Here is a 21,833-nt window from a genome sequence, read left to right on the forward strand (position 1 = left end):
CCCCTCCATTAGCAGAAAATCTTGATAGATCTTATTTTGTCACCGTTAAAACTGAATACGACCTGTTTATCTGAGTTTTCGCCGTAAATTAATGTTTCTTCTGTTTGGTCAGTCGGTTCTCCATAGGCTTGAAGAATATCATCTTTGAATGAGTCATAACCGATATCGCAGATACTGAAATCGCTGCTTGGAACATCATTGTCAATGTATAATCCGTGCAGCTCGTTGTTTGCGGAGAGGTCAGCAAAGCCTATATTCTTTTCTTTGTAGTATAGCTTATATAGTGCTATATCAGTTCCTTCATAAGGGATAGGCTCAGCCGCAGTATAATCATCTGAGAGCAAGTCGAATGACGAAGGTAATGAGAGCTTTTCGCCGTAAAGGATAACATTATCAAGCATTTTGAGAACAATATCCTGTTTATCAGCAGAAGTTGTCCCGATTATTTCAGATGTAGTATCAATATTGCTGTTATTTGCAGACGGCTTTATATCTTGTCCGCAACCGACCGATAATGCAGCAGTTGCGATAAATATTGTTAGAAAAGATTTTCTCATAAAAAATATTGCCTCGCAGAAATTCGTTACTTATTGCGTGATTTGAGATTGCGGTCTATTTCGCGGTTGGCGTCGCGCTTTGCGATGTCGGCGCGCTTGTCGTAGAGCTTTTTGCCCTTGCAGAGTCCCAGCTGCATTTTAACTCTTGAGTCCTTGAAGTAAAGGCTCAGGGGGATAAGTGAAAGTCCCTCCTGCTTAAGTGTTCCGTATAATTTATTTATCTCGCGCTTGTGCATGAGGAGCTTTCTGACTCTCATGGGATCGCGGTTGAAGATATTGCCTTTCTCGTAAGGGGAGATATGCATACCGCGGACGAAGAGCTCGCCCTTGTCGATAGAGCACCATGAGTCCTTGAGGTTCACGCCGCCCTGACGGATGGATTTTACCTCTGTTCCCACGAGCTCGATGCCTGCCTCGTAGGATTCAAGCACGAAATAATCATGTCGTGCCTTGCGGTTTTCGGCAATAGTTTTAGTACCTTTTGAGCGCATATTATCATCTCCTGTCTGTAAAAAATTATACACTATCCCGCACCAAATGTCAACAGCGGGGATATTGCAAAACCACGGGAATCATGGTATAATGTATATGAAAAGGTCAGATAACAGGGGAGGAAAGCCATGAACAGACTGATAATAAGGCTCTTGGAGCTGATAGTGAGTGCGATACACGGATTTGTAAGATACGCTGCGGATGAAAGGCGTGAAAAGCGGGGCGAGCCCATGAGGAACGATCAGTATTACGGCAGTATCAGCGGTAATCGTTCCCTTGATTACATCACCGAGCTCCGCGAGGATATGGAGGAAATAAAACGTGCCCGTGAGAGCATGGAACAGCAGCAGCGCGAAAAGTACGTTTTCAGCGACAGTCGGGCTGATATGGACGATATTTATTCGGACAGGAAATAAAAGCACCGGGCGGCTGACCGTTCGCCGTGTTACAATACGATAATTAAAGTCTGAGAGCAGTAAAAGCTGCTTTCGGACTTTTTTGTTTCCGGATGAAGAATATGAACTGAAATGTCAATATTATGATTATTTTAAAAATATTATGCGGTAATTTATACAAAAGGTAACACGATATGTGTTTTGTCCACCTAATCTTCAAAAAATCGGTTGAACAAATCATAATGTAATGGTAAAATAAACAAGGAATAGTGTTGAAATAGGTGTCAATATGTCGAAATGCTCAAAAAGATACACATTGAGCATGAAAATTCATTTGTGTTAACAGGGGATATGTCAGACAAACATGATGAAAAAGAATTCAGGAGGTATTAAAATGAGATTTGGCAAAAAAGCAAAGGCAGCTGCGGCATTATTGCTGACTGCGGCTGTCGTTATGCCGTCTGCTGCGGGAGTAATAGGCGCTCCGCGTACAGAGGCAGCGGCGGCATCAACGGCTTCAAACCCTATAATATGGGCGGACGTACCTGATGATGATGTCATCAGGGTAGGCGATACATATTATATGGTAAGCACGACTATGTTTTTCAGTCCCGGGGCTCCAATTATGAAGTCCAAGGACCTTGTTTCGTGGGAGATATGCAATTACGTATTCGACACCTACGCAAACGGCGACGTTCAGAACCTGAAAAACGGCAAGCATGACTACGCTCACGGACAGTGGGCAACAAGTCTCCGCTACAACGAAAAGGAAAAGAAGTATTACGCTTTCTTCGGAAGCTACGGCTCGAACAAATCCTACATATGCTCCACGGACGATATCGAGCACGGTGAATGGTCCCGTGTTGAGCTCAACGGTATGTATCACGACGCTTCTATCCTCTTCGACGACGACGGCAGGAACTACCTCGTTTACGGTGCAGGCGGTACCTGCAACATCAAGGAGTTCAACTCCGATATGACGGGCTGGAAGTCAGGCGGACTCGAAAAGCAGCTCTTCAAGACGAATTTCGATAACCTTGCGGGCGAGGGCTGGCATATCCATAAGATAAACGGTTACTATTATATACTCGGTATCGCATGGCCGTCAGGTCACGGCAGACTTGAATTCTGCTACCGTTCAAAGAGCCTCACAGGCAGCTGGGAGAACAAGACTCTTCTCGATTCGTCACTGGGCTCATACGGCGCAGGTGTTGCACAGGGCGGTATCGTAGATACTCCCGATGGAAAGTGGTACGGTCTGCTCTTTCAGGATCACGGCTCAGTAGGAAGAATACCTGTACTTGTACCCGTTACATGGCAGAACGACTGGCCGATGATGGGCGTAAACGGAAAAGCTCCGCTTACACTTGATCTCGGTTCGGGTGTAGGTACCGACCTTGCAGGCGACGACAGCTTTGACTATTCGTCCAACGATCTCGCACTGGAATGGCAGTGGAACCATAACCCAGACAACAGTGCATGGTCAGTTACCGAGCGTGAGGGCTGGCTCAGACTGAAGAACAAGAATATCGCCACAAATCTCCTCAACGCAAGGAATACCCTTACTATGCGTACAGAGGGACCTGCCTGCAGCAGCTACATAAAGCTTGACGCTTCAAATATGAAGGCGGGAGACTATGCGGGACTTTCCGCATTCCAGCTCATGTACGGCTGTATAGGCGTCCGCGTGGACGACAGTGGTTCAAAGAAGGTATATATGTCCGTCAACGGCGGAAACGATATCGGAAACAGCTCCAATAAGATAGTTGCCGAGGAGAACATGAGAGGCGACGAGGTATACCTCAAGGTGGACTTCAAGTTCGCAAATGTAGGCTCTGACGGAAGCTCCTCCAATAACATCGACAAGGCTAATTTTTATTATTCATACGACGGTATGAACTGGACAAAGCTCGGTCAGGAGCTCTCCATGTCATACGACCTCAAGCTCTTCACAGGCTACCGCAGCGGTATCTACAGCTATCCCACAAAGAACACCGGCGGCTATGCTGATATCGACTTCTTCGAGTACGACCGTCAGACATGGAACGGCAGCAGCGGCAGCAAGGTCCTCAGCGGTACACCTGTTGTCATAGAGCCTGACGAAAACGGATATTACTTCCATAACACATTCGAGAGCGGCACAGAATCATGGGCTGGAAGAGGCTCCGCAAAGGTCGCAGCAGACAAGAATGAGGCTTATGACGGCAGCGGCTCGCTTTACTGCTCGGGCAGAGAGGCAAGCTGGAACGGCGCTTCAAAGAGCCTTTCATCAAGCGTTTTCAAGGCAGGACAGGAGTACAGCTTCAGTACTGTCGTAAAGTATACGGAAGGCCCTGCTTCACAGAAGTTCTATCTTACCCTCCAGTATGAGGCTGACGGAGAGGTGCAGTACGACAAGATAGCTATCGTTGAGGATGTTCCGAAGGGCGAGTGGGTACAGCTTGCCAATGACAGCTACAAGATACCCGAGGGAGCTTCAAGTTTACAGATGTACGTTGAGACGGATTCCGACGATTACAGCTTCTATGTTGATGAAGCCATAGGCGGCGTTGCGGGAACGGTCATAGACGGCCCCAAGGCTGTAAAGGCGATACTTGGCGATATCAACGGCGACGGGAAGATCGACAGCATGGATATGATAGCTGCAAGAAAGGCGGTAATCAGTCAGAAATTTGCCGACAGCAGAGCTGAAAGAGCTGCCGACGTTGATAAGAACGGCAAGTTCGAGACTGCCGATCTGGTGCAGCTGCAGAAGTTCATACTCGGCAAGACAAGCGATTTCACGAAGTCCGAAGCTTCGCAGAATGACGACGGCGACACCAATGGCACAGCCACATATACTATGGAGGCTTATACAAAGCTCATAGAACCAAAGGTCGCCAACAAAGAGCCCGATTCCTCGCATCAGGAAAGAGGTGGAGTACAGTACGGCACTGTAAAGAGCGGCACTTACTACTCCACGACCTGCAAACGCAGCAAGCCGTACAATATACTTCTTCCCGCCAATTACGACGAGAACAAAAAGTATCCTGTCCTTTATGTAATGCACGGCTACTGGGAAAATCAGGACAGAATGATAATCAAGGGCAACGGCACTATGTATACCCGTCAGATAATCGGCAATGCCATAGCAGACGGCGAAGCTGAGGATATGATAGTTGTGTTCCCGTACATATACTCCAGTGCGACGCAGGCTGACTGTACGGCAATGGACGACGCAAACAATGCAGCGTATGACAATTTTATAAACGATCTTACAAAGGATCTTATGCCTTATATCGAAAAGACATACAGTGTAAAGACAGGCAGAGATAATACTGCGATAACAGGCTTCTCAATGGGCGGACGCGAATCCCTCCTTATCGGTATGCAGCGCCCCGACCTGTTCGGCTATATCGGAGCTATCTGCCCTGCCCCCGGCGTTACGGGAGACTTCAAATGGAAGAGCGGAGAAGAACCGTATCTTGTGTTCCTCACAGCAGGAAGCAATGATGAGGTAGTATACTCAACGCCGAACGGCTATCATGAGAGCTTCACCAAGAACGGAGTACCTCATGTATGGCACTATGTAAACGGCGGATACCACGGCGACAATTCCATTCATGCACACCTTTACAACTTTGTGCGTGCGGTTTTCAAGGCATGAAACATACCTGTCAGACATTTGACTTACTTTAAAAGAAACACCGCAGCTTTCGTATAAAAGTTGCGGTGTTCTGCGTTTATATATCGTTTACGATGTTTTTTACCCACACATTGCTGCGTACCATGAAGTAGCCGATAGCAACCTTGACTACCTCCGAGAAGGTGACCACGGCAAAGACTATCCGTATATCAAGGTCGGTGAAGTAGGAGAGGACTGCGGCAAGTGGTATCATCAGGAACCATGTGAAGCCGAAGTCGAAAAGGAAGGTTATACCCGTTTTACCGCCGCTCCTCAGAGTGAAATAGCAGGCATTGGTATAGCTCCACAATGGCATCGCAAGAGCCTGTATGATTATCATGTAAGCGGCGAGACTGCGTACAGAGACCTCGGTGTTGTATATCCTCGGGAAAAACGGCGCCAGAGGCAGAGTTATGAGCCCCACAATCGTCGCAGCGGTGACCGCGAAGAAAAGCAGCTTGTTGTCAAGGTCACGGGCTTCACCGAGTTTGTTTGCTCCCAGCCTTGCGCCTACGATTATGGCTATGCAGGCTCCCATCTGTATGTATACGGAGCTGAACAGGTTCGTAATGGTGCTTGATATGTTTCGCGCAGCCACCACCTCGGTGCTCCTTACGGAATAGCACTGCATGACTATGGACATACCCAGCGACCACAGGAACTCGTTGACAAGCATGGGGATACCCTTTTTGGTGATGTCTGCCATGAGCCTTGCAGGTATGCGGAAGCCGCGGAAAAGTCCGATTATATACTTGTTTTTGTCGGGGTGAGAGTGAGTCCATACTATGACCACCAGCGCCTCGAAGGTCTTGGCTATGACAGTTGCCCATGCAGCGCCCTTAACGCCCATTTCGGGCATACCGAGCCTGCCGAATATGAGGCAGTAGTCAAGGAGCACGTTGATACCCACAGCCGACATTGCGGCAGCCATGGGAGCTTTTGTGTTACCGCACTCACGGGCAGCGCTGGAATATGCCTGTCCTATGCCGAATGGTATAAAGCCGAGGATCATTATCCTCAGATAGTCCGTTCCGCTTTTGAGTATAGCCGAAGCCTGAGCAGCTTCGCTCTCCCTGCTTATGAACAGCGATATGAGCGGAGCTCCGAACGCAAGGCAGATGAGAGAAGCTATACCGATAATAAAAGCACAGACGAGAAGTCTGAACCTGAATGTATATTTCTGTCCTTCGTGGTCTTCCTTGCCGAAGAACTGTGCGCCGAATATGCTCGGTCCCGCAACAGCTCCGAAAATAGTGACATTGAAGACGAAAACGAACTGGTTTATTATGGCAACGCCGCTCATGGGTCCGGTTCCGAGTCTGCCAACCATTATATTGTCGATGAGACTGACGAGATTGGTAACTGCCATTTGCAGTATCATAGGCACGACCATTGACATTACCATTTTGTAAAAGCCTTTATTTCCGATGAATTTTTTTCTGAAACCCTTTAACATAAGTACCTCCGATGAAAAGTGCTTATTAATGTCTGCTCAACAATTAAAAATTGGCTTTATCCATGTTTAAAAGCCAATTTTTAATTGTCAAGGTGCAAGAAAAAATAATGATATTTCACTTTTTCTTGCACCTTGTTTTGCCCTTTGGGGCAAAATGAGCATGACATAAAGAAATGTGACGCGCAAATTCACTTTTTTATAAAGAATTTGCGCTCCCCGAAAGAAGTTCGGGGCAATAACTGCCTTGAGGCAGTTATTGAGTAAGCATTTATTATACCACAGGTTCGGAAAAAAATCAAGGTCTTGAGGATATAAAAAGAAAAACTGTTATCCTGAACGATTGAAGTGATAACATAGCAGGGGAATTAAAATCGAATATCATGTCTCAGAAGAAAAAACGGGACAGGTATAGAAGGAGGAATTACTTATGAGCATCAGAAAAAGAGGGACAGCTCTTGCCGTAAGCGCGGCAGCGGCTGTTTCGGCACTGAATATGGGAGGTCTCACGGGCATTGCCAATGCCGAGGACGGAGTGCAGGCAGTTTTCTATGTATCTCCCGACGGAAGCGACAGCGGCAGCGGTACAGTCAGCTCTCCGTTTGCGACTCTTGAAAGGGCACGTGATGAGGTAAGGAAGATAAACGGAAGCATGACAGGCGACATCATCGTTTATCTCCGCGGCGGTGATTACCGCATCACAGAGCCTGTGGAGTTCGGCACAAGTGACTCGGGCACAGGGGGACATACCGTAAGGTATGAGGCGTTCAACGGCGAAACGCCTGTTATCAACGGTGCACAGAAGGTCACGGGCTGGACTAAATTCAACGACAAGCTCTGGTCTGCGCCCCTTGACAGGGATATAAAGCTCCGCAACCTTTATGTCAACGACAGACGCGCGGATATGGGAAGTGTTCAGGTGCAGGCCAAAGGCGGCTGCGGAGACTACTACGTTACTGCGGGACAGGCTGACTGGGCGTGGGATTCGGGCAGAAAGAGCGACGGAATAGTTTACGATGCAGGCTCGATGCCGCGTATAACCTCGAATTTCGACGATCTTGAGGTAGTCAACGGCACAACGTGGAACGAGAACATCGTCTGCTCCCGTGATATAAAGTACGACGGCGGCAGCATGATACTTCTGATGCAGCAGCCCTACGGCGCAATAGCTCAGACTCCCGGCTGGGGCGCAGGATTCACAACGAGCGGAACTCATACTATCTACAACGCTTTCTCCTTCGTTGACAGCGAGGGCGAGTTCTTCTTCGACAAGAGCGAAAAGGTGCTGTATTACTATCCGAGAAGCGGTGAGGATATGACCTCTGCAGACGTTGAAGCTCCTGTTGCTGACTGTCTTATAAAGATAGCGGGAAAGTCCACCAGCGACCGCGTTGAGAATATCTCGTTCAGCGGTCTGACCTTTGCGAATACGGATTATCAGCTTACAGATGTTGCGGGCTCCCACGGCAAGACCACCTGTCAGGCCGCACAGTGCTATACGGCTTTTGCAGACTCAAACTGGCACAGCAAAAATTACGAAATGGTCGATACTCTCCCTGCGGCTGTACATATCACAAGCAGCGACAGCATAAAGCTCACGGGTAATGTTGTCAAGCATACGGGAGCAGACGGTATCTCAATGACCAATGACGTTATAAATTCGGAGGTAAGCGGAAACTTTGTTACCGATATCACCTCCAGCGGTATAACATTGGGACATCCCCAGCACATTTACATCGGTGACGGTGACGGTACGAACCGTGAGAAGTTCCCGCGCGGTGTTGAGGGAGTATGTAAAAACGACCTTATCACGCAGAATCTCCTTTACGATATCAGCGTTGTACACGGTTTCGGCGGCTGTGCTGCCATAACTGCATATTTTGTGGACTCGGTGAAGATACTGAGCAATACCATTGAAAAGACCGCTTACAACGGCATACACCTCGGCTGGGGCTGGTGCAACTTCAAGGACAGCACCACCTGCCGCGACAATCAGATATGCTATAACAGAGTTATCAATTCCCTGAACCGTCTCCACGACAGCGGCGGTATCTATACTATCGGTCAGATGCCGGGTACAATAATCAATGAGAACTATGTTCAGGGAATACCCGCAGGCGGCTTCGGAGCACCTACATACGGACTTCACAACGATGAGGGAACGACCTACATCGAGGAGAACGACAACGTCCTTGAAATAAGCCCCGATGTTACTTATACAATCAACTGCGAGGAATACGGCGACAAGCACCACCTCACTATCAAGCGCACATACGCCACAGTCAACAAAATGGGCAAAAATCCTCCATACAGCGATATTGATACTCCTATTGTAGTATCTGATAACGTATGGCCGTTCCGTCAGTACAAGGTCTGCCTCAACTCGGGCATATCCGATGAATACCGCGGACTTGTGCCTGCATGGCTCACATCCGCAGCTGACTATGTATTCCCTGCAAGCTGTGAGACTTCCTGCGGAAGCACTCTCCCTGTAAGAAAGACCGACGGTACAGTATGGATAGCTCCCGACGGCACGGATACATTCAAAGCGGGAACTGACATGACAAAGGCAGGCGGCAGCAAGGGTTCCATAAAAACTCCGTCAAAGGAGGGCGAGTACAGGATATATGTTCTTGACGCAGGCGGCAAGGTGCTCAGCAAGTCCTCGCATCTTCTGAGGCTCAGCGGCACAGGCAGTACAGAGCCTGATAATGTTATACAGGCTGAGGACTGTGATTACAGATCGGGCATCGAGACCGAGAACTGTTCTGAGGGCGGACTTAACGCTGCTTTCATTGAAAACGGTGATTATATCGGCTTCAGGGACGTTGACCTCACAGACGCAAAGGACGCTGACTTCCGACTTGCTTCAAACGGCGCACAGGCTTCACTGGAGGTACGTCTTGACGCTCCCGGCGGAAAGCTCATAGGCAGCATTGACGTCAAGGGCACAGGGGACTGGCAGAAATGGTCGACTCAGACCTGCAATATCGCGGAGACCACGGGCAAGCATGATGTTTATCTGGTATTCACGGGTGAAGAGGGATACCTCTTCAATATAAACTGGTGGAAGCCGAACACTCCTGCCGAGGAGTACATACTCGGCGACCTCAACGGCGACGGAGCTGTTGATATCTATGACCTTACACAAATGCGAAAGGCGGCTCTTGAGGGCGATGCTGAGCGTTTTGAAGCTGCCGATATAAACGGCGACGAAACTATCGACAGCGACGATCTTACTCTCCTTAAAAGGTTCATCATGGGAGAAATAAGCACATTCTGAGCCTTATGAAAAGAAGTCCGAAGGCGGTCAACGTGACTGCTTTCGGACTTTTTTTATCTGTATTCAACAACGTCCCCGAAGTCTTTACGGGGTCTTGCGGCAGGAGCTTCATCTGCGTAGCCGAGAGCAACTGCGCCTATAAGCTGAGCGGTGGTGCCAATGTGATCGACAAGCTCATTGTACGCATAAGAGGTGTTTGCAATCCATAGTGTACCGATGCCGAGCTCTGTGGCTTTCAGGAGCATATTCTCAATAGCCGCTCCTATCGACAGGCTGTCGCATATTTCGGTGATACGGGCAAAAGTGCCGATATCCATGAAAGGTGAGCTTCCGTTTGTGTTCAGTACCATGATAATTACAGGAGCTTCACGCATTATCCTCAGCGTATTGAAAGCGTCTGACAGCATATATTCCGAGTCGGGCAGGTGAGCGAGCTCTTCCCTTGTCTTGGTGAGACCTGTTTCCATTTTTGCAAGGAGCTCATCCTTTGAGCTGCCGCTGTAGACTATGAATTTCCACGGCTGTCTGTTTTTTGCCGACGGCGCAAGGACAGCTGCACCGAGTATTTCGCCGATAAGTTTTTTGTCCACTGTTTTTGAGCTGTATTTTCTGATGCTTCGTCTTTCTTTAATAGGGTCCATAGTATTCTCCTTGATAATTTATATATTTACAATTATACATTGATATGATTTCTTTGTCAATGGCTTGGGGATAAGAATATTTTCTGTTGACGCTGCGTGAAAAAAATGGTATAATCATTACGCATGAAAAATTGGAAGGACGGTTTTATGGAGAAGATCCGGAAGTTTATAAAGGCTCAGCCTGTAATGGTGATATCATTTTTGCTTGCGGTGGCTACGATGTTTATAGTTCCACCTGACAGCGAGTACATAGGCTACTGCAACAGGACAGTGCTTATTGAATTATTCGCACTCATGGCAGCTGTAGCGGGGCTGCGGAGCATAGGTATATTTGACAATGCCACAAGAGTAATACTTCAGAAGGCGGGAACTGTCCGCAGGCTCGGCGCTGTGATGATACTCATATGCTTTTTCAGTGCGATGCTTGTTACAAACGATGTTGCGCTGATAACATTCGTGCCGCTGACGCTGCTGATCTACGGCAGCATTAAGGACGAGAAAAGCCTGATACTTACGATAGTACTTGAATCGGCGGCGGCAAATCTCGGAAGCATGATGACTCCTGTGGGAAATCCGCAGAATTTGTTCCTGTATGATAAATACGGACTTACGGCAATGACATTCCTGAAAACAATGCTCCCCGTGGGCACTCTCGGACTGGCGGCAGTTCTTGGACTTACTCTGTTCCTGCCGAAGGACAGGTGCAAAGCTCCCGAGCGCAGGGACGTGAAGCTGCCCGTATTCAAGGCGGCGGTGTATACAGGACTTTTCCTGCTTTGCATAGCGGCTGTATTCAGACTTGTTCCCGACTGGGTATGCCTGATAGCAGCACTGCTTGCGGCATTGATATGCGATGTGAAGCTGCTTCTTAAGGTAGACTACATACTTCTTGCCACATTCGTGTGCTTTTTCGTTTTTGTGGGGAATATCGCACGTATCGGAGCGGTAAGCGACTTCTTTTCCCATATCCTCACAGGCAGGGAGCTCATAGTTGCAGCTCTGCTCTCACAGCTCATAAGCAATGTGCCTGCGGCGGTAATGCTTGCCGAATTCACAGGCAAGGGTACAGATCTGCTCCTCGGAGTGGATATCGGCGGCTTCGGAACGATAATAGCTTCAATGGCGAGCCTCATAGCGTTTCAGATATACAGAGGCTCAAAGGAAGCTCATGCGGGAAAGTACATGGTGATATTCACGGCAGTAAATATAGCGCTTCTCATACTGCTTCTCGGATTTCAGTTACTTATAATGAAAATATGATAAAACGGCAGCAATCGAAAGCTTGCTGCCGTTTTTATGTACATCAGTCGTAATTCTTGAAATAAAGCCCGCCGAAAAGGCTGAACATGAGCTTTTCGAGAAATTTCACATCGGCTTTTCCGTTGGTAAGGATATAATTCTTGGCGATACTGTTCATTCCGCTTGCGATGAAGTCCACAATAAAAACGCGGCTCTCGTCGGAAACGTCGCTGATGAAGTATTTACAGTCCATGAGCGAACGGTACTGGACATCATAAAGAAAATGTATCATGTCGTTTTTTACGAGCAGAGAGATAATATTCTTTTTATCCACGATATATCTGCTGTAGCCCTCGCAGAAGCCGCGGAAGATCGCAGAACGGCATGAAGCGGGATTTTTCTCGGGCAGAAAACAGCAGTTATTGCTGAGCTCATATATTATAACATTTTCCTTTGTACCGAAAAGGGAATAGAAGGTCTGCCTTGAGACCTGAGCTTCGCGGCAGATGCAGCTGATGCTTATATCGCTGAACGATGTGCTTTCAAGGAGCTTTAGCAGTGCGTCGGAGATAAGCTTCTGAGACAGGAGAGCAGATTTGTTGCTGCCTTGGTACATGGACAAAACACCTCGCTTTGTAAAAGTTTAAAGCACGTCATTGACAAATGTCAAAGACTATGATAATATTATAACAGCAGAGCTGACATTTGTCAAGCTCTGTGAATAACAAAACGGAGGAAAAGGTATGGCACAGGTTACAAAGGAAACAAAGATAGGAGAGCTTCTCCAGCTTGATAAAGACGTATCACCGATACTTTTCAGCATTGGAATGCACTGTCTCGGATGTCCGGCATCGCAGGGCGAAACAATAGAAGAGGCAGCAATGGTTCACGGCGTAAATGCAGACGAGCTTGTAAACGCTATCAATCAGAAGCTTGCTGAATAATTTAAAGAGGTACACCATTATGAGTGTACCTCTTTATTTTATATGATATTATGGTCGAAAACGAACAGGGTATAGGTTATACCGTTAGCAACGGTCTCTGCCTGTCGGACAGGTTCATGCACTGTGAAGAAGTCTGAGGCTGAAAGCTTTTCCAGCTCGGAGCTTCCGAGAAGCAGGAAGTACTCGTTCTGCGAGGGATCATCGTCGTACCATAAACTTGATGACTGATAGGCGCGGCGTCTTGCACCGCCCTCGTCCACGTAGATATCGCGGACCTTGACTTTTTCTCCTGTGATGACTGTTATCGAGTTGGCGTTCCAGAAAGTGGAGTAGCCCTTTGTCACGCCTTCGGATTCAAGGAAATCGGCAAGGATAAACTGTGTATTTTTCTTGTAGCCGTCCTTATCCAGTTCAGTAACCATGCTGCAGCTGATGATACCGCTTGCGATAACGGGAACCATGAGAAGTACGGATAATCTTGAAAACTCCGTATTTTCCGAGACAGCCCAGAATACAAAGAGTATGCTGACGATGATGGCAGTTCCGAGCATAGGGATGATGCGCCAGTCAGCGGCTGAAAGGATACCGAAGATATAGCCTGTGAGGATAACTGCCGTAACAGCCCAGTGTATCCATATCCATATCCTTATCATTCTGCCTTTGCGGTCATTGCCGTACTTTTTGAAGCAGCAGGTGGCGATGATCGGTAAAACAGCTATTATAATTGATGTCATGATATAAATGATATTGTAGATACCCTTTTCGTCGGTGAACATCACATCGGGGAGACTTTGCACACCGATGAGCCTCATCCATGCCAGAGGCAGATTGTGAAGATGTTCTGTCCATGAATCCATTCCTGAGAATTCGGTATTTGCGTCCTGATAGCTTGCGACAAGCTTACCTACGCACTTGTTGTTGATAATTACTCCGATAACTGCCATTATCAGGAAGGATACGACTCTGAAAAGTATTATCCCCGATTTGCTGCTGAACAGTCTGTGCTTGCTGTTGATGAACTGCTCTGCAAAAACAGCTCCAGTGAACGGGATAGTAAAGAGCGTAAGACCTGTAACTCCGTCCATGCCTGTAAGCAGCATAAAAATGCAGAGTATCAGGAAAACGATGATCTTCCGTATGGTTTTTGAGCGTGAGCTCTTCCCGTTTTTTCTCAGAGTCCTGCCCTGAGAGTCAAGAGTGAGTATACGGAAGTACATGAATGTGCCCGCTGCAAGGAAGAACAGACCGAGGGAGTAATAGATAGTATGTCCCCAGAATATCTCGCGCATTTTCTCTGTTGAAAGAGTCATTGCAAGGAACAGGGAAGTACCCGTCAGAGCGGCAGGCAGACTGCCCGTTACCTCGCGCATCATCAATACCATGAACAGCGTGAGCAGTACGAAAAAGCAGGTCATGCCGATTATGTGTGTCGTCATGCTGAGTCCGTAGAAATGCATCAGGAAATGCATGATATTGCTTGTGCCTATAGGGAGAAAGCAGGCGTATTTGAAGTTCTGATCGTACAGATGACCGCTTTCCGCCGAAGCGTTTGCCCACATTATGGTATCTGTGCAGTCAGCGTGGAATTCAGTTTTTGAAGCAGTCGTAACGTAGTAGCCTGTTATAATGAAAACGCTCAGAAAAACTGCTATGGCAGCTACCCATACGGCGGTTTTTCTCATTATATCGGGTCTGTATTTTTTTATCGCTTCCGGGCTTGCGGCACTGCTTTCTGCGTGGGACCTTTCATCGCCTTTTTCGGGAGCACTGTCGGCTTCGGTTTTTCCTTCGTCGGCAGCAGCCGTTACGGCTTCGCTTTCTGCGGTCACTTCCGAAAGATCCACGATATCCTCGGTGTTTACGGAAGGAGCCTCCGTAAGGTCTGTGACAGCTTCCGCGTTTTCGGGCGGAGCCTTTTGTTCTTTTTCATTGTTCATTCTATACCTCCGATAATATGCAGAGCGCAGATAACTGCGCTCTTTTTGTTATTTTTCTTCCTTTTTGGTATACAGGAGTATCTTTCTTGCGAAGAAGTTCCACAGGAAAGATACAGCTGTTGAAACGACCTTTGCGATTATCTGGAAAAGGCTCGTAGTATCTCCCAGCCATATTTCAAACAGCTTGGTTATGCCGATGGTTATCAGCAGACCGACCACGCCTATGGCTGCAAAGCTTATGAACTCCACAAGCTTGTTATCGACCCTTGAGGTCTTGAATATCCAGAATGTACTTATGACGTAGTTAACGATGAGCCCCGCAACAAAGGAGAGAGCATTGGCTATCCAGCCGAATTCCTTCTGTTCATGGAAAGCAAATCTGAAAAGGATATACGACAAAGCGAAGTCAACGACGAATGCAAGTCCGCCCACAAAGAGATAGCGGAAGAACTGGATAAGCGTGTTGTCGGTGTCACCCACGAAGAGCTTTTTGAACTGCCTGTCGCGGAGTATCTGCTTTATCTCGTCCATTACTTCTTCTCCTCGTGGTATTCCTTTTCCGTATTGACGTTCCACAGCGCGGACTTGTCAGTGCTGCCGCTCTTTATAGCCTTTACAGCTTCAAAGGAAGTAACCATTGAGTGGTCGATATTGTTGTATCTGTGCTGACCGTTTCTGCCTACGCAGTAAAGGTTCGGGATAGTATCGAGGTAAGCGATGAGCTTGTCCATTTCCTCGTAGGTATCAAAGTAAGCAGGGTAAGCCTTCTTTACCTTTTCCATATGAGTGTCGATGACCTCGTCTGCACTGCCGATAAGGCCGAGCTTTACCATTTCCTTCACGCAGAAGTCCGAGAACTGCTTTTCTGTCATGTTCCAGAACTTATCGCCCTCGGTAACGAAGTACTCAAGACCTACCCATACGGTATGACCGAGATCCTTTACCATATAAGGCGACCAGTTGTTGTATATCTGGAAACGACCCATTTTAACACGTCTGTCCTGAACGTATACCCAGCAGTCGGGAACAATATTTCCCACAGTTTTCATGGCTGTCTTGTTTTTGAGCCTGAGCTTCGGAACAAGTACGCCGAGAGTCATATAGTCACGGTAGGGGAGACCTGCTGCAATGCGGGCAGCCTCCTCGGGAACATCGTTCATGCCTGCAACGAGATCCTTGACAGGCATTGATGAGATAACGCAGTCGCCGCCGAGAGTGATCTCCTGACCGTCCTTTACGTAGGTAACGCCCGTGAGATTGTTGTTTTCGTCCTTATGGAGCTTCTTTACGGCAGCTTCCATAATGATAGTGCCGCCAAGCTTCTTTATTTCCTCGGCAGTGACCTCCCAGAGCTGTCCGGGACCAAGCTTAGGGTACTTGAATTCCTCGATAAGGGAGGTATTCACTTTGCGGTTCTTGACCTTGAACACTTTTCCGAAGAAGTCCTTGATTATACCGACTATGGAGAGACCCTTTGTACGCTGAGCTCCCCATGAAGCGTCTATCTCACTGGGGTGTCTGCCCCAGAGGTTCTCGGTGTAGTACTCGAAGAACATGGAATAAAGCTCCTTGCCGAAGCAGTTGATATAGAAGTTTTCGAGATTTGTCTCGGGGCGCTTGTGCAGAGCCGCTTTCAGGTAGCTGAAGCCTACTTTCATTGTAGTAAGGAAACCGAAATTCTTGATAGTCTCGGGCTTCAGTGAAACAGGATAGTCGTAGAACTTGTCGTTGAAGAGTATGCGTGAGACCCTGCGCCTTTTGAGCATTACGCGGTTTTCTTTCTGAGGGTCGGGGCCGCCGCTTTCAACATTAACGTGTCTTTTCAGGTATTTATCGTCAGATGAGGGAGCGCCCTGAGTAGGGAGCATATCGCTCCACCACTGATTTACCTCGGGTATTTTTGAGAAAAAGCGGTGACCGCCCATATCCATGCGGTTTCCCTTGTAGTTTACGGTCTTGGAGATGCCGCCGATAGCGTTTGTCTCCTCAAGAACTGTAACGTCGTACTCGCCCGAGCCGTCCTTAAGGAGCTCATATGCGGCGGTAAGACCCGCAGGTCCCGCACCGATTATTATGACTTTTTTCATTATAAAATGTCCTTTCGATGAAGTGCTGTGATAATATCAGATATATTTTATGTCTGCCCAACAACTAAGAAAGCGGCTTTTTGATATATAAGCCAATTTTTAGTATTCATTACTTGTTAGACGCTGTCAGAGCATAAAAACTCTAAGTTAAAAAATAATTATTTGTATTATATCTCAAACGACCGTTTTTAAATAAGAAAAACGGCAAAACAAGACTAAATAAACATGATCTGATCCATTATGATATGATCGCCCGATTTGTGTATCTGCATGGGCGTATAAATAATTATATCATATTTTAAATAAGTAATCAAGAATAACATTGCTAAAAAATATAGTGCACATCCCACAAATAGAAACGGCTTGAATTGTACATATATACGAAATTCAAAAAAACTTTTTTGAAATTAAACGGTTTTCCGTTTAAAAATGGTGTATTTCAGCCCCCTTATGAAAGGCGGTTTCAGAGCCGGCGCTTCATGATAATGAAAAAAGGCGCACAGTTCATGTACGCCTCTGAGTATTATTTTTCTGTGCAGAATTCGACTTTTTCGCCGTTAAGGATCATATTTGTAGTCCTTACGGCGCACATTTTTCCGCACATAGAGCAGGTGTGCCTGTCAGCAGGGGGAGTGCTCTCGAAGTAAGCGCGAGCCTTTTCGCCGTCAACGGCTATCTCGAACATCTTTTCCCAGTCCACCTCGTGACGGGCTTCAGCCATAGCGTTGTCACGGTCGGTCGCATGGGGTACACCCTTTGCGATATCCGCAGCATGAGCGGCGATACGGCTTGCTATGATGCCTTCCTTGACGTCATTTGCGTCAGGCAGGCGGAGATGCTCTGCGGGAGTAACATAGCAGAGGAAGTCAGCACCGCTTGCAGCAGCGATAGCGCCGCCGATAGCGGAGGTGATATGATCGTATCCGGGGAATATATCCGTAACGAGAGGTCCGAGAACGTAGAACGGAGCGTTGTGGCATATGCGCTTCTGGAGCTTCATATTGGTTGCTATCTCGTTCATTGCCATATGTCCGGGACCTTCAACCATTACCTGAACGTCCTTTGCCCATGCTCTTTCGGTGAGAGCACCCAGCTCGATAAGCTCCGCTATCTGACCGCCGTCTGTGGAGTCGTCGATACAGCCGGGACGGAGAGCGTCTCCGAGAGAGATAGTGCAGTCATATTCGCGGAGTATATCCAGTACCTCGTCGTAGTACTCATAGAACGGGTTCTCATTGCCTGTCATCATCATCCATGCAAAGAGAAGCGAGCCGCCGCGTGATACGATGTTCATTTTTCTCTTGTCCCTGCGGAAGGCTTCAACTGCACGGCGGTTTATTCCCGCATGGATAGTCATGAAGTCAACGCCCTCTTCCGCATGAGCGCGTACAACGCGGAGAAAGTCCTCGGCGGTTATTTCAAGAAGGTCTTTCTCAAGATAGCCTATAGCGTCATACATAGGAACAGTTCCTATCATGGCAGGGGACTTCTCTATGAGAGCCTTGCGGAAGGTATTGGTCTTTCCGTAGTTGGAAAGGTCCATGATAGCTTCAGCTCCGAATTTAAGAGCCATATCTACCTTTTCCATTTCGATGCCGTAGTTCTTTGCGTCACCTGAGATACCGAGGTTGACGTTTATCTTTGTACGCATTTTAGTACCGATACCCTCGGGAGATATAGACTTGTGGTTGATATTGCAGGGAATGCATACCTCTCCCTTTGCCACCAGTGCGCGAAGCTCCTCAGCGTCGATATATTCCTTTTCAGCGACTGTTTTCATTTCGGGTGTGATGATACCATTTTTAGCCGCTTCCATCTGTGTATAATAATTCTTCATTTATATTTCCTCCAAAAAACGATTTATTCGGTCTGTGTTCCGACACTTCCGCGGCTTCCGGCGAAGAGCTTCTTTGCTGCTGTGCAGAGTATGACAGTTGCCGCCATATCGGGCAGAGTATTGCCTACAGGTATATCCTTTGTCATAAGGAATCTGTACAGAGCAAAGCCGAGTACCCATACGATACAGCTTATGATATCAAAGCTCTTGTCCGAGCTGTCCCTTTTCAGTATGAAATAGTCCGCGATCTGAACAGCTATCATAGGTGCAAAGACAGAGCCTATAAGGTACATGAAGTCAGTGATATCGTCCATAGGGAAGAGCGCAGCTCCTGCAGTACCTATTATTGCAGCCGCAACGGCTACCCATTTGCCTTTGAGCTTTGAAAAAATTGATTCTCCCGAGATGCCTGCCGAATAAGCGTCAAGGAAGGTAGTTGTGACAGTTGAGAATACCACGATAAGAAGACCTGCTATTCCGAGACCTGCCTTTACCATTATCTGAGCTATGTCAGATTCCGCGGTAAATATAGCAGCTCCCATGCCTATAGCGTACATCCAGCAGCTTATTATGCCGTATACTATGGCGCTTACAGCTGTTGCAGCAGCGGGCTTTTCCGCTTCTCTTGTGTAGTCGCTTATGAGCGGGAGCCATGAAAGCGGCATAGCCACGGACAGCTCAACAGCAGCGCCGAAGCTCATGCTTTCCTCTGATACGGGGAGCTTGCTGCCGTCAAAGAATATGACCTTGCAGAGTATGAGCGTGAGTATGAAAAGAGCAGCCATAGCGACGGTATTTATCTTGCCGAGGTTCTTGATGCCTATGAGTATCCAGAGTATGATAAGTCCGCCGATAACAAGGCACCATACCCATTTACCCGCGCCGAAGATACTGTTTGCGGCAAGTGCGCCGTCGTATATCATGATAGCAGTCCAGCCTACGAGCTGAAGTACGTTGAGTACCGAGAAAAAAATGCCGCCCTTGCTGCCGAAGCTCATTTTTACGGTCTCCATAGCGCTTTTTCGCGCCATTCCGCCGATAAGTCCCGCAAGGAAGAGCAGTGTGCAGCCTATGATATGTCCGACTATAACTGCAAGAAGACCCTTTCCGAAGCCGAGGGGAGCAAAATATGTTCCAATGATTATTTCGGCGATCGAAACACCTGCGCCGAACCAGATAAGTCCGTTTTCGTATACGGAAGTGCGTTTCTGTTCCATTACTCCGCCTCCTTTGCAAATTCTCCCGAAAGAGCGAAGGCATGAGCCATAGGACCGCTGCCTTTTCCGAGGTCCAGCATGGCGGCAAGAGCGCCGGATATGTAATCCTTTGCGCGTTCTACCGATTGTTCAAGTGTGAAGCCCTTTGCAAGATTTGAGGCTATGGCACTTGAAAGAGTGCAGCCTGTTCCGTGGGTGTTTGGATTGTCGATGCGCTTTCCGTTGAACCATGTGCAGCTGCCATTGTTCCAGAGCAGGTCGTTAGCGTCGTTAAGACTGTGACCGCCCTTGCAGAGTACGGCACAGCCGTATTTTCTGCCGATGATCTCTGCGGCGCTGATCATGTCCTCCCGTGAAGCTATCTTCATGTCCGCAAGTATCTCTGCTTCGGGGATATTGGGAGTAACGACAGCGGCTATGGGAAGAAGCTCTGCCTTGAGAGTTTCAACAGCTTCCTCTGCGATGAGCCTTGCGCCGCTTGTAGCTACCATAACGGGATCGACAACTATATTGTCAGCCTTGTACTGACGGAGCTTTTCCGCAATGGTGCGGATGAGTTTTTCGGAGGAGACCATGCCCGTCTTGACTGCGTCGGGACGAATGTCCGTAAACACAGCGTCAAGCTGCATAGCCAGAAATTCAGGCGATACCTCCATAATACCTGTTACGCCGGTCGTGTTCTGTGCGGTGAGAGCTGTAACTGCGCTCATAGCGTAAACACCATTCATGGTCATTGTTTTAATGTCCGCCTGAATGCCGGCGCCTCCGCAGGAGTCGCTTCCTGCGATCGTTAATGCTGTTTTCATTTTCATTTCTCCTTTTTGGCAAATTCGGGCTTTTGCCCCAGCATTAATTTTGTATAGCGAGACAAGGTGGTGCCCCCGATGTCACGCTTTTGATAATTCATAATTCTTAATGCATAATTCATAATTAAATGCTGCCGATACAAATATGTAAGCCATAATTATATTCTTTCCCCACAAGCGTACGGCAAAATCATGAATTATGAATTCTTAGTTATGAACTGAAAAAGGTGTGCCCGCAAAGAGACACACCTACACTTCATAAGTATTTCCCTCCGTTGGCATTATCCAAATCAGGTAAGGTCGGAGTTTGAAACTCCCTCTCAGCCTGTTACACAAGCTCCCTTTTTCATATTAATTATACCACTTTTGCGGCAAATGTCAAGGAGTGGGATTGTTTACAAAATATACTTGAATGTCTAAGCAGATTTTGGTAAAATTATTATAGGACAATTTGACGCAGAACGCTGTATCTTTAACGTAATACACAGGAGGTATGAAATATGGATAAGAAAGCAATGTACAGAATAAGCTACGGACTTTTTGTCGTTACAGCCGTCAGTGACGGAAAGGACAACGGCTGTATAACAAATACTCTCGCACAGGTAACGTCCTCGCCGAATAAGGTGAGCCTTACAGTTGCAAAAAACAATTATACCCACGATCTTATAATGGCAACGGGAAGGTTTACAGCTTCTGTTATAAGCACTGAGGCTGATTTTGAGCTTTTCAGGCACTTCGGCTTTCAGTCGGGAAGAGATGTGGACAAGTTCGCCGAATTTAAGGACTGCAAACGCGGCGAAAACGGCTGCCTCATAGTCACAAAGGGGACTAATGCCTATATATCGGGATCTGTATGGCACAGCATTGACCTCGGTACTCATACCATGTTCATTGCGGAGGTAACGGATATGGAAGTCCTCAGTGATAAGCCCTCTGCGACTTATGAATACTACCAGAGCCATATCAAGCCGAAGCCCGAGGCTGTGGGAACTGCTCCCGACGGACAGACCATATGGAGATGCAGTATCTGCGGCTATGAGTACACAGGCGAGGAGGTTCCCGATGACTTTATCTGCCCTATATGCAAGCATGGAAAGGCTGATTTCGAGAAGGTCTCGGGCGGCAGTCACGAGGCTGTTCCCGTCGGAAAGACAGAAAGCGGAGAGACTGTATGGAGATGTACGGTCTGCGGCTATGAATACGTGGGAGATGAAGTACCTGCTGACTACGTCTGTCCTATATGCGGCGTAGGGGCTGATATGTTCGAGAAGGTCTGAGCTT

Annotated in this window: 16 protein-coding genes, 1 pseudogene and 1 riboswitch; of the genes and pseudogenes, 6 read left to right on the forward strand and 11 right to left on the reverse strand. The window is 47.6% G+C overall.

Annotation, left to right across the window (positions count from 1 at the left end; genetic code table 11):
• Window positions 1–8: 8 nt before the first annotated feature.
• Together Q0R37_RS00150 and smpB are read right to left on the reverse strand one after the other, a co-directional pair.
• Window positions 9–557, reverse strand: a complete 549-nt coding sequence (locus tag Q0R37_RS00150; protein ID WP_294749861.1) for a hypothetical protein — start codon at window positions 555–557, stop codon at window positions 9–11.
• Window positions 558–583: 26 nt separating this feature from the next.
• Window positions 584–1,048 (reverse strand): SsrA-binding protein SmpB, encoded by a 465-nt coding sequence (gene smpB / locus Q0R37_RS00155; protein WP_294749863.1) that lies wholly within the window; start codon window positions 1,046–1,048, stop codon window positions 584–586.
• A 129-nt stretch (window positions 1,049–1,177) separates the two neighbouring features.
• Between smpB and Q0R37_RS00160 the strand changes: the two genes are divergently transcribed.
• Together Q0R37_RS00160 and Q0R37_RS00165 are read left to right on the forward strand one after the other, a co-directional pair.
• Window positions 1,178–1,465 (forward strand): hypothetical protein, encoded by a 288-nt coding sequence (locus tag Q0R37_RS00160; RefSeq protein ID WP_294749865.1) that lies wholly within the window; start codon window positions 1,178–1,180, stop codon window positions 1,463–1,465.
• Between the two features lie 373 nt (window positions 1,466–1,838).
• Window positions 1,839–5,090, forward strand: a complete 3,252-nt coding sequence (locus Q0R37_RS00165; protein WP_294749866.1) for a family 43 glycosylhydrolase — start codon at window positions 1,839–1,841, stop codon at window positions 5,088–5,090.
• 76 nt (window positions 5,091–5,166) lie between these two features.
• Here Q0R37_RS00165 and Q0R37_RS00170 read toward each other — a convergent pair whose 3' ends face one another.
• Window positions 5,167–6,564 carry an MATE family efflux transporter gene (locus Q0R37_RS00170; protein ID WP_294749868.1) on the reverse strand — a complete coding sequence of 466 codons (1,398 nt, stop codon included), beginning with the start codon at window positions 6,562–6,564 and terminating at the stop codon, window positions 5,167–5,169.
• A gap of 427 nt (window positions 6,565–6,991) precedes the next feature.
• Between Q0R37_RS00170 and Q0R37_RS00175 the strand changes: the two genes are divergently transcribed.
• Window positions 6,992–9,844: a carbohydrate-binding protein gene (locus Q0R37_RS00175; protein WP_294749870.1), complete on the forward strand. Its 2,853-nt coding sequence runs from the start codon at window positions 6,992–6,994 to the stop codon at window positions 9,842–9,844.
• A gap of 53 nt (window positions 9,845–9,897) precedes the next feature.
• Here Q0R37_RS00175 and Q0R37_RS00180 read toward each other — a convergent pair whose 3' ends face one another.
• A complete protein-coding gene (locus Q0R37_RS00180; protein WP_294749872.1) occupies window positions 9,898–10,485 on the reverse strand; it encodes a nitroreductase family protein in 588 nt (195 codons plus the stop codon).
• 147 nt (window positions 10,486–10,632) lie between these two features.
• Between Q0R37_RS00180 and Q0R37_RS00185 the strand changes: the two genes are divergently transcribed.
• Window positions 10,633–11,745, forward strand: a complete 1,113-nt coding sequence (locus Q0R37_RS00185; RefSeq protein WP_294749873.1) for an SLC13 family permease — start codon at window positions 10,633–10,635, stop codon at window positions 11,743–11,745.
• Between the two features lie 43 nt (window positions 11,746–11,788).
• Here Q0R37_RS00185 and Q0R37_RS00190 read toward each other — a convergent pair whose 3' ends face one another.
• Window positions 11,789–12,340, reverse strand: a complete 552-nt coding sequence (locus tag Q0R37_RS00190) for a TetR/AcrR family transcriptional regulator (RefSeq protein WP_294749875.1) — start codon at window positions 12,338–12,340, stop codon at window positions 11,789–11,791.
• A 127-nt stretch (window positions 12,341–12,467) separates the two neighbouring features.
• Between Q0R37_RS00190 and Q0R37_RS00195 the strand changes: the two genes are divergently transcribed.
• The gene (locus Q0R37_RS00195) at window positions 12,468–12,668 is read left to right on the forward strand and encodes a DUF1858 domain-containing protein (protein ID WP_109725356.1); all 201 of its coding nucleotides are present in this window, start codon (window positions 12,468–12,470) and stop codon (window positions 12,666–12,668) included.
• Window positions 12,669–12,706: 38 nt separating this feature from the next.
• On the opposite strand, the gene Q0R37_RS00200 is transcribed toward Q0R37_RS00195, so the two are convergent.
• The 6 genes from Q0R37_RS00200 to thiD all read right to left on the reverse strand — a co-directional run bounded on the left by Q0R37_RS00200 (window position 12,707) and on the right by thiD (window position 20,552).
• Window positions 12,707–14,605: a hypothetical protein gene (locus Q0R37_RS00200; protein ID WP_294749878.1), complete on the reverse strand. Its 1,899-nt coding sequence runs from the start codon at window positions 14,603–14,605 to the stop codon at window positions 12,707–12,709.
• Window positions 14,606–14,653: 48 nt separating this feature from the next.
• A complete protein-coding gene (locus tag Q0R37_RS00205; RefSeq protein ID WP_294749880.1) occupies window positions 14,654–15,136 on the reverse strand; it encodes a GtrA family protein in 483 nt (160 codons plus the stop codon).
• Window positions 15,136–16,692, reverse strand: a complete 1,557-nt coding sequence (locus tag Q0R37_RS00210) for an NAD(P)/FAD-dependent oxidoreductase (protein WP_294749881.1) — start codon at window positions 16,690–16,692, stop codon at window positions 15,136–15,138. The genes Q0R37_RS00205 and Q0R37_RS00210 overlap by 1 nt, the downstream gene beginning before the upstream one ends.
• 523 nt (window positions 16,693–17,215) lie before the next feature.
• Window positions 17,216–18,529, reverse strand: coding sequence for a phosphomethylpyrimidine synthase ThiC (gene thiC, locus Q0R37_RS00215; protein WP_294749883.1), 1,314 nt, complete (start codon window positions 18,527–18,529; stop codon window positions 17,216–17,218).
• A gap of 23 nt (window positions 18,530–18,552) precedes the next feature.
• Entirely contained in the window at window positions 18,553–19,746 is a 1,194-nt protein-coding gene (cytX, locus tag Q0R37_RS00220; protein WP_294749885.1) for a putative hydroxymethylpyrimidine transporter CytX, read from the reverse strand.
• Entirely contained in the window at window positions 19,746–20,552 is an 807-nt protein-coding gene (gene thiD / locus Q0R37_RS00225) for a bifunctional hydroxymethylpyrimidine kinase/phosphomethylpyrimidine kinase (protein ID WP_294749887.1), read from the reverse strand. Before thiD ends, cytX begins: the two co-directional genes overlap by 1 nt.
• A 250-nt stretch (window positions 20,553–20,802) precedes the next feature.
• Window positions 20,803–20,906: riboswitch (TPP riboswitch) on the reverse strand.
• Between the two features lie 146 nt (window positions 20,907–21,052).
• On the opposite strand from thiD, the pseudogene Q0R37_RS00230 reads away from it, so the two are divergent.
• Window positions 21,053–21,826, forward strand: a pseudogene (locus Q0R37_RS00230) (flavin reductase); the annotation flags it as partial.
• Window positions 21,827–21,833 lie beyond the last annotated feature (7 nt).

Source organism: uncultured Ruminococcus sp. (genome assembly GCF_946415235.1).
Classification (GTDB): Bacteria; Bacillota; Clostridia; order Oscillospirales; family Ruminococcaceae; genus Ruminococcus.

What these genes read in the sequence shown, in the direction of transcription:
- Q0R37_RS00150 (WP_294749861.1), bottom strand. Translation starts at nt 557, where the DNA reads ATGAGAAAATCTTTTCTAACAATATTTATCGCAACTGCTGCATTATCG.
- Q0R37_RS00210 (WP_294749881.1), bottom strand. Translation starts at nt 16,692, where the DNA reads ATGAAAAAAGTCATAATAATCGGTGCGGGACCTGCGGGTCTTACCGCC.
- Q0R37_RS00195 (WP_109725356.1), top strand. Translation starts at nt 12,468, where the DNA reads ATGGCACAGGTTACAAAGGAAACAAAGATAGGAGAGCTTCTCCAGCTT.
- Q0R37_RS00165 (WP_294749866.1), top strand. Translation starts at nt 1,839, where the DNA reads ATGAGATTTGGCAAAAAAGCAAAGGCAGCTGCGGCATTATTGCTGACT.
- Q0R37_RS00170 (WP_294749868.1), bottom strand. Translation starts at nt 6,564, where the DNA reads ATGTTAAAGGGTTTCAGAAAAAAATTCATCGGAAATAAAGGCTTTTAC.
- cytX (WP_294749885.1), bottom strand. Translation starts at nt 19,746, where the DNA reads ATGGAACAGAAACGCACTTCCGTATACGAAAACGGACTTATCTGGTTC.
- Q0R37_RS00175 (WP_294749870.1), top strand. Translation starts at nt 6,992, where the DNA reads ATGAGCATCAGAAAAAGAGGGACAGCTCTTGCCGTAAGCGCGGCAGCG.
- Q0R37_RS00180 (WP_294749872.1), bottom strand. Translation starts at nt 10,485, where the DNA reads ATGGACCCTATTAAAGAAAGACGAAGCATCAGAAAATACAGCTCAAAA.
- Q0R37_RS00190 (WP_294749875.1), bottom strand. Translation starts at nt 12,340, where the DNA reads ATGTACCAAGGCAGCAACAAATCTGCTCTCCTGTCTCAGAAGCTTATC.
- Q0R37_RS00160 (WP_294749865.1), top strand. Translation starts at nt 1,178, where the DNA reads ATGAACAGACTGATAATAAGGCTCTTGGAGCTGATAGTGAGTGCGATA.
- Q0R37_RS00200 (WP_294749878.1), bottom strand. Translation starts at nt 14,605, where the DNA reads ATGAACAATGAAAAAGAACAAAAGGCTCCGCCCGAAAACGCGGAAGCT.
- thiC (WP_294749883.1), bottom strand. Translation starts at nt 18,529, where the DNA reads ATGAAGAATTATTATACACAGATGGAAGCGGCTAAAAATGGTATCATC.
- Q0R37_RS00205 (WP_294749880.1), bottom strand. Translation starts at nt 15,136, where the DNA reads ATGGACGAGATAAAGCAGATACTCCGCGACAGGCAGTTCAAAAAGCTC.
- thiD (WP_294749887.1), bottom strand. Translation starts at nt 20,552, where the DNA reads ATGAAAACAGCATTAACGATCGCAGGAAGCGACTCCTGCGGAGGCGCC.
- smpB (WP_294749863.1), bottom strand. Translation starts at nt 1,048, where the DNA reads ATGCGCTCAAAAGGTACTAAAACTATTGCCGAAAACCGCAAGGCACGA.
- Q0R37_RS00185 (WP_294749873.1), top strand. Translation starts at nt 10,633, where the DNA reads ATGGAGAAGATCCGGAAGTTTATAAAGGCTCAGCCTGTAATGGTGATA.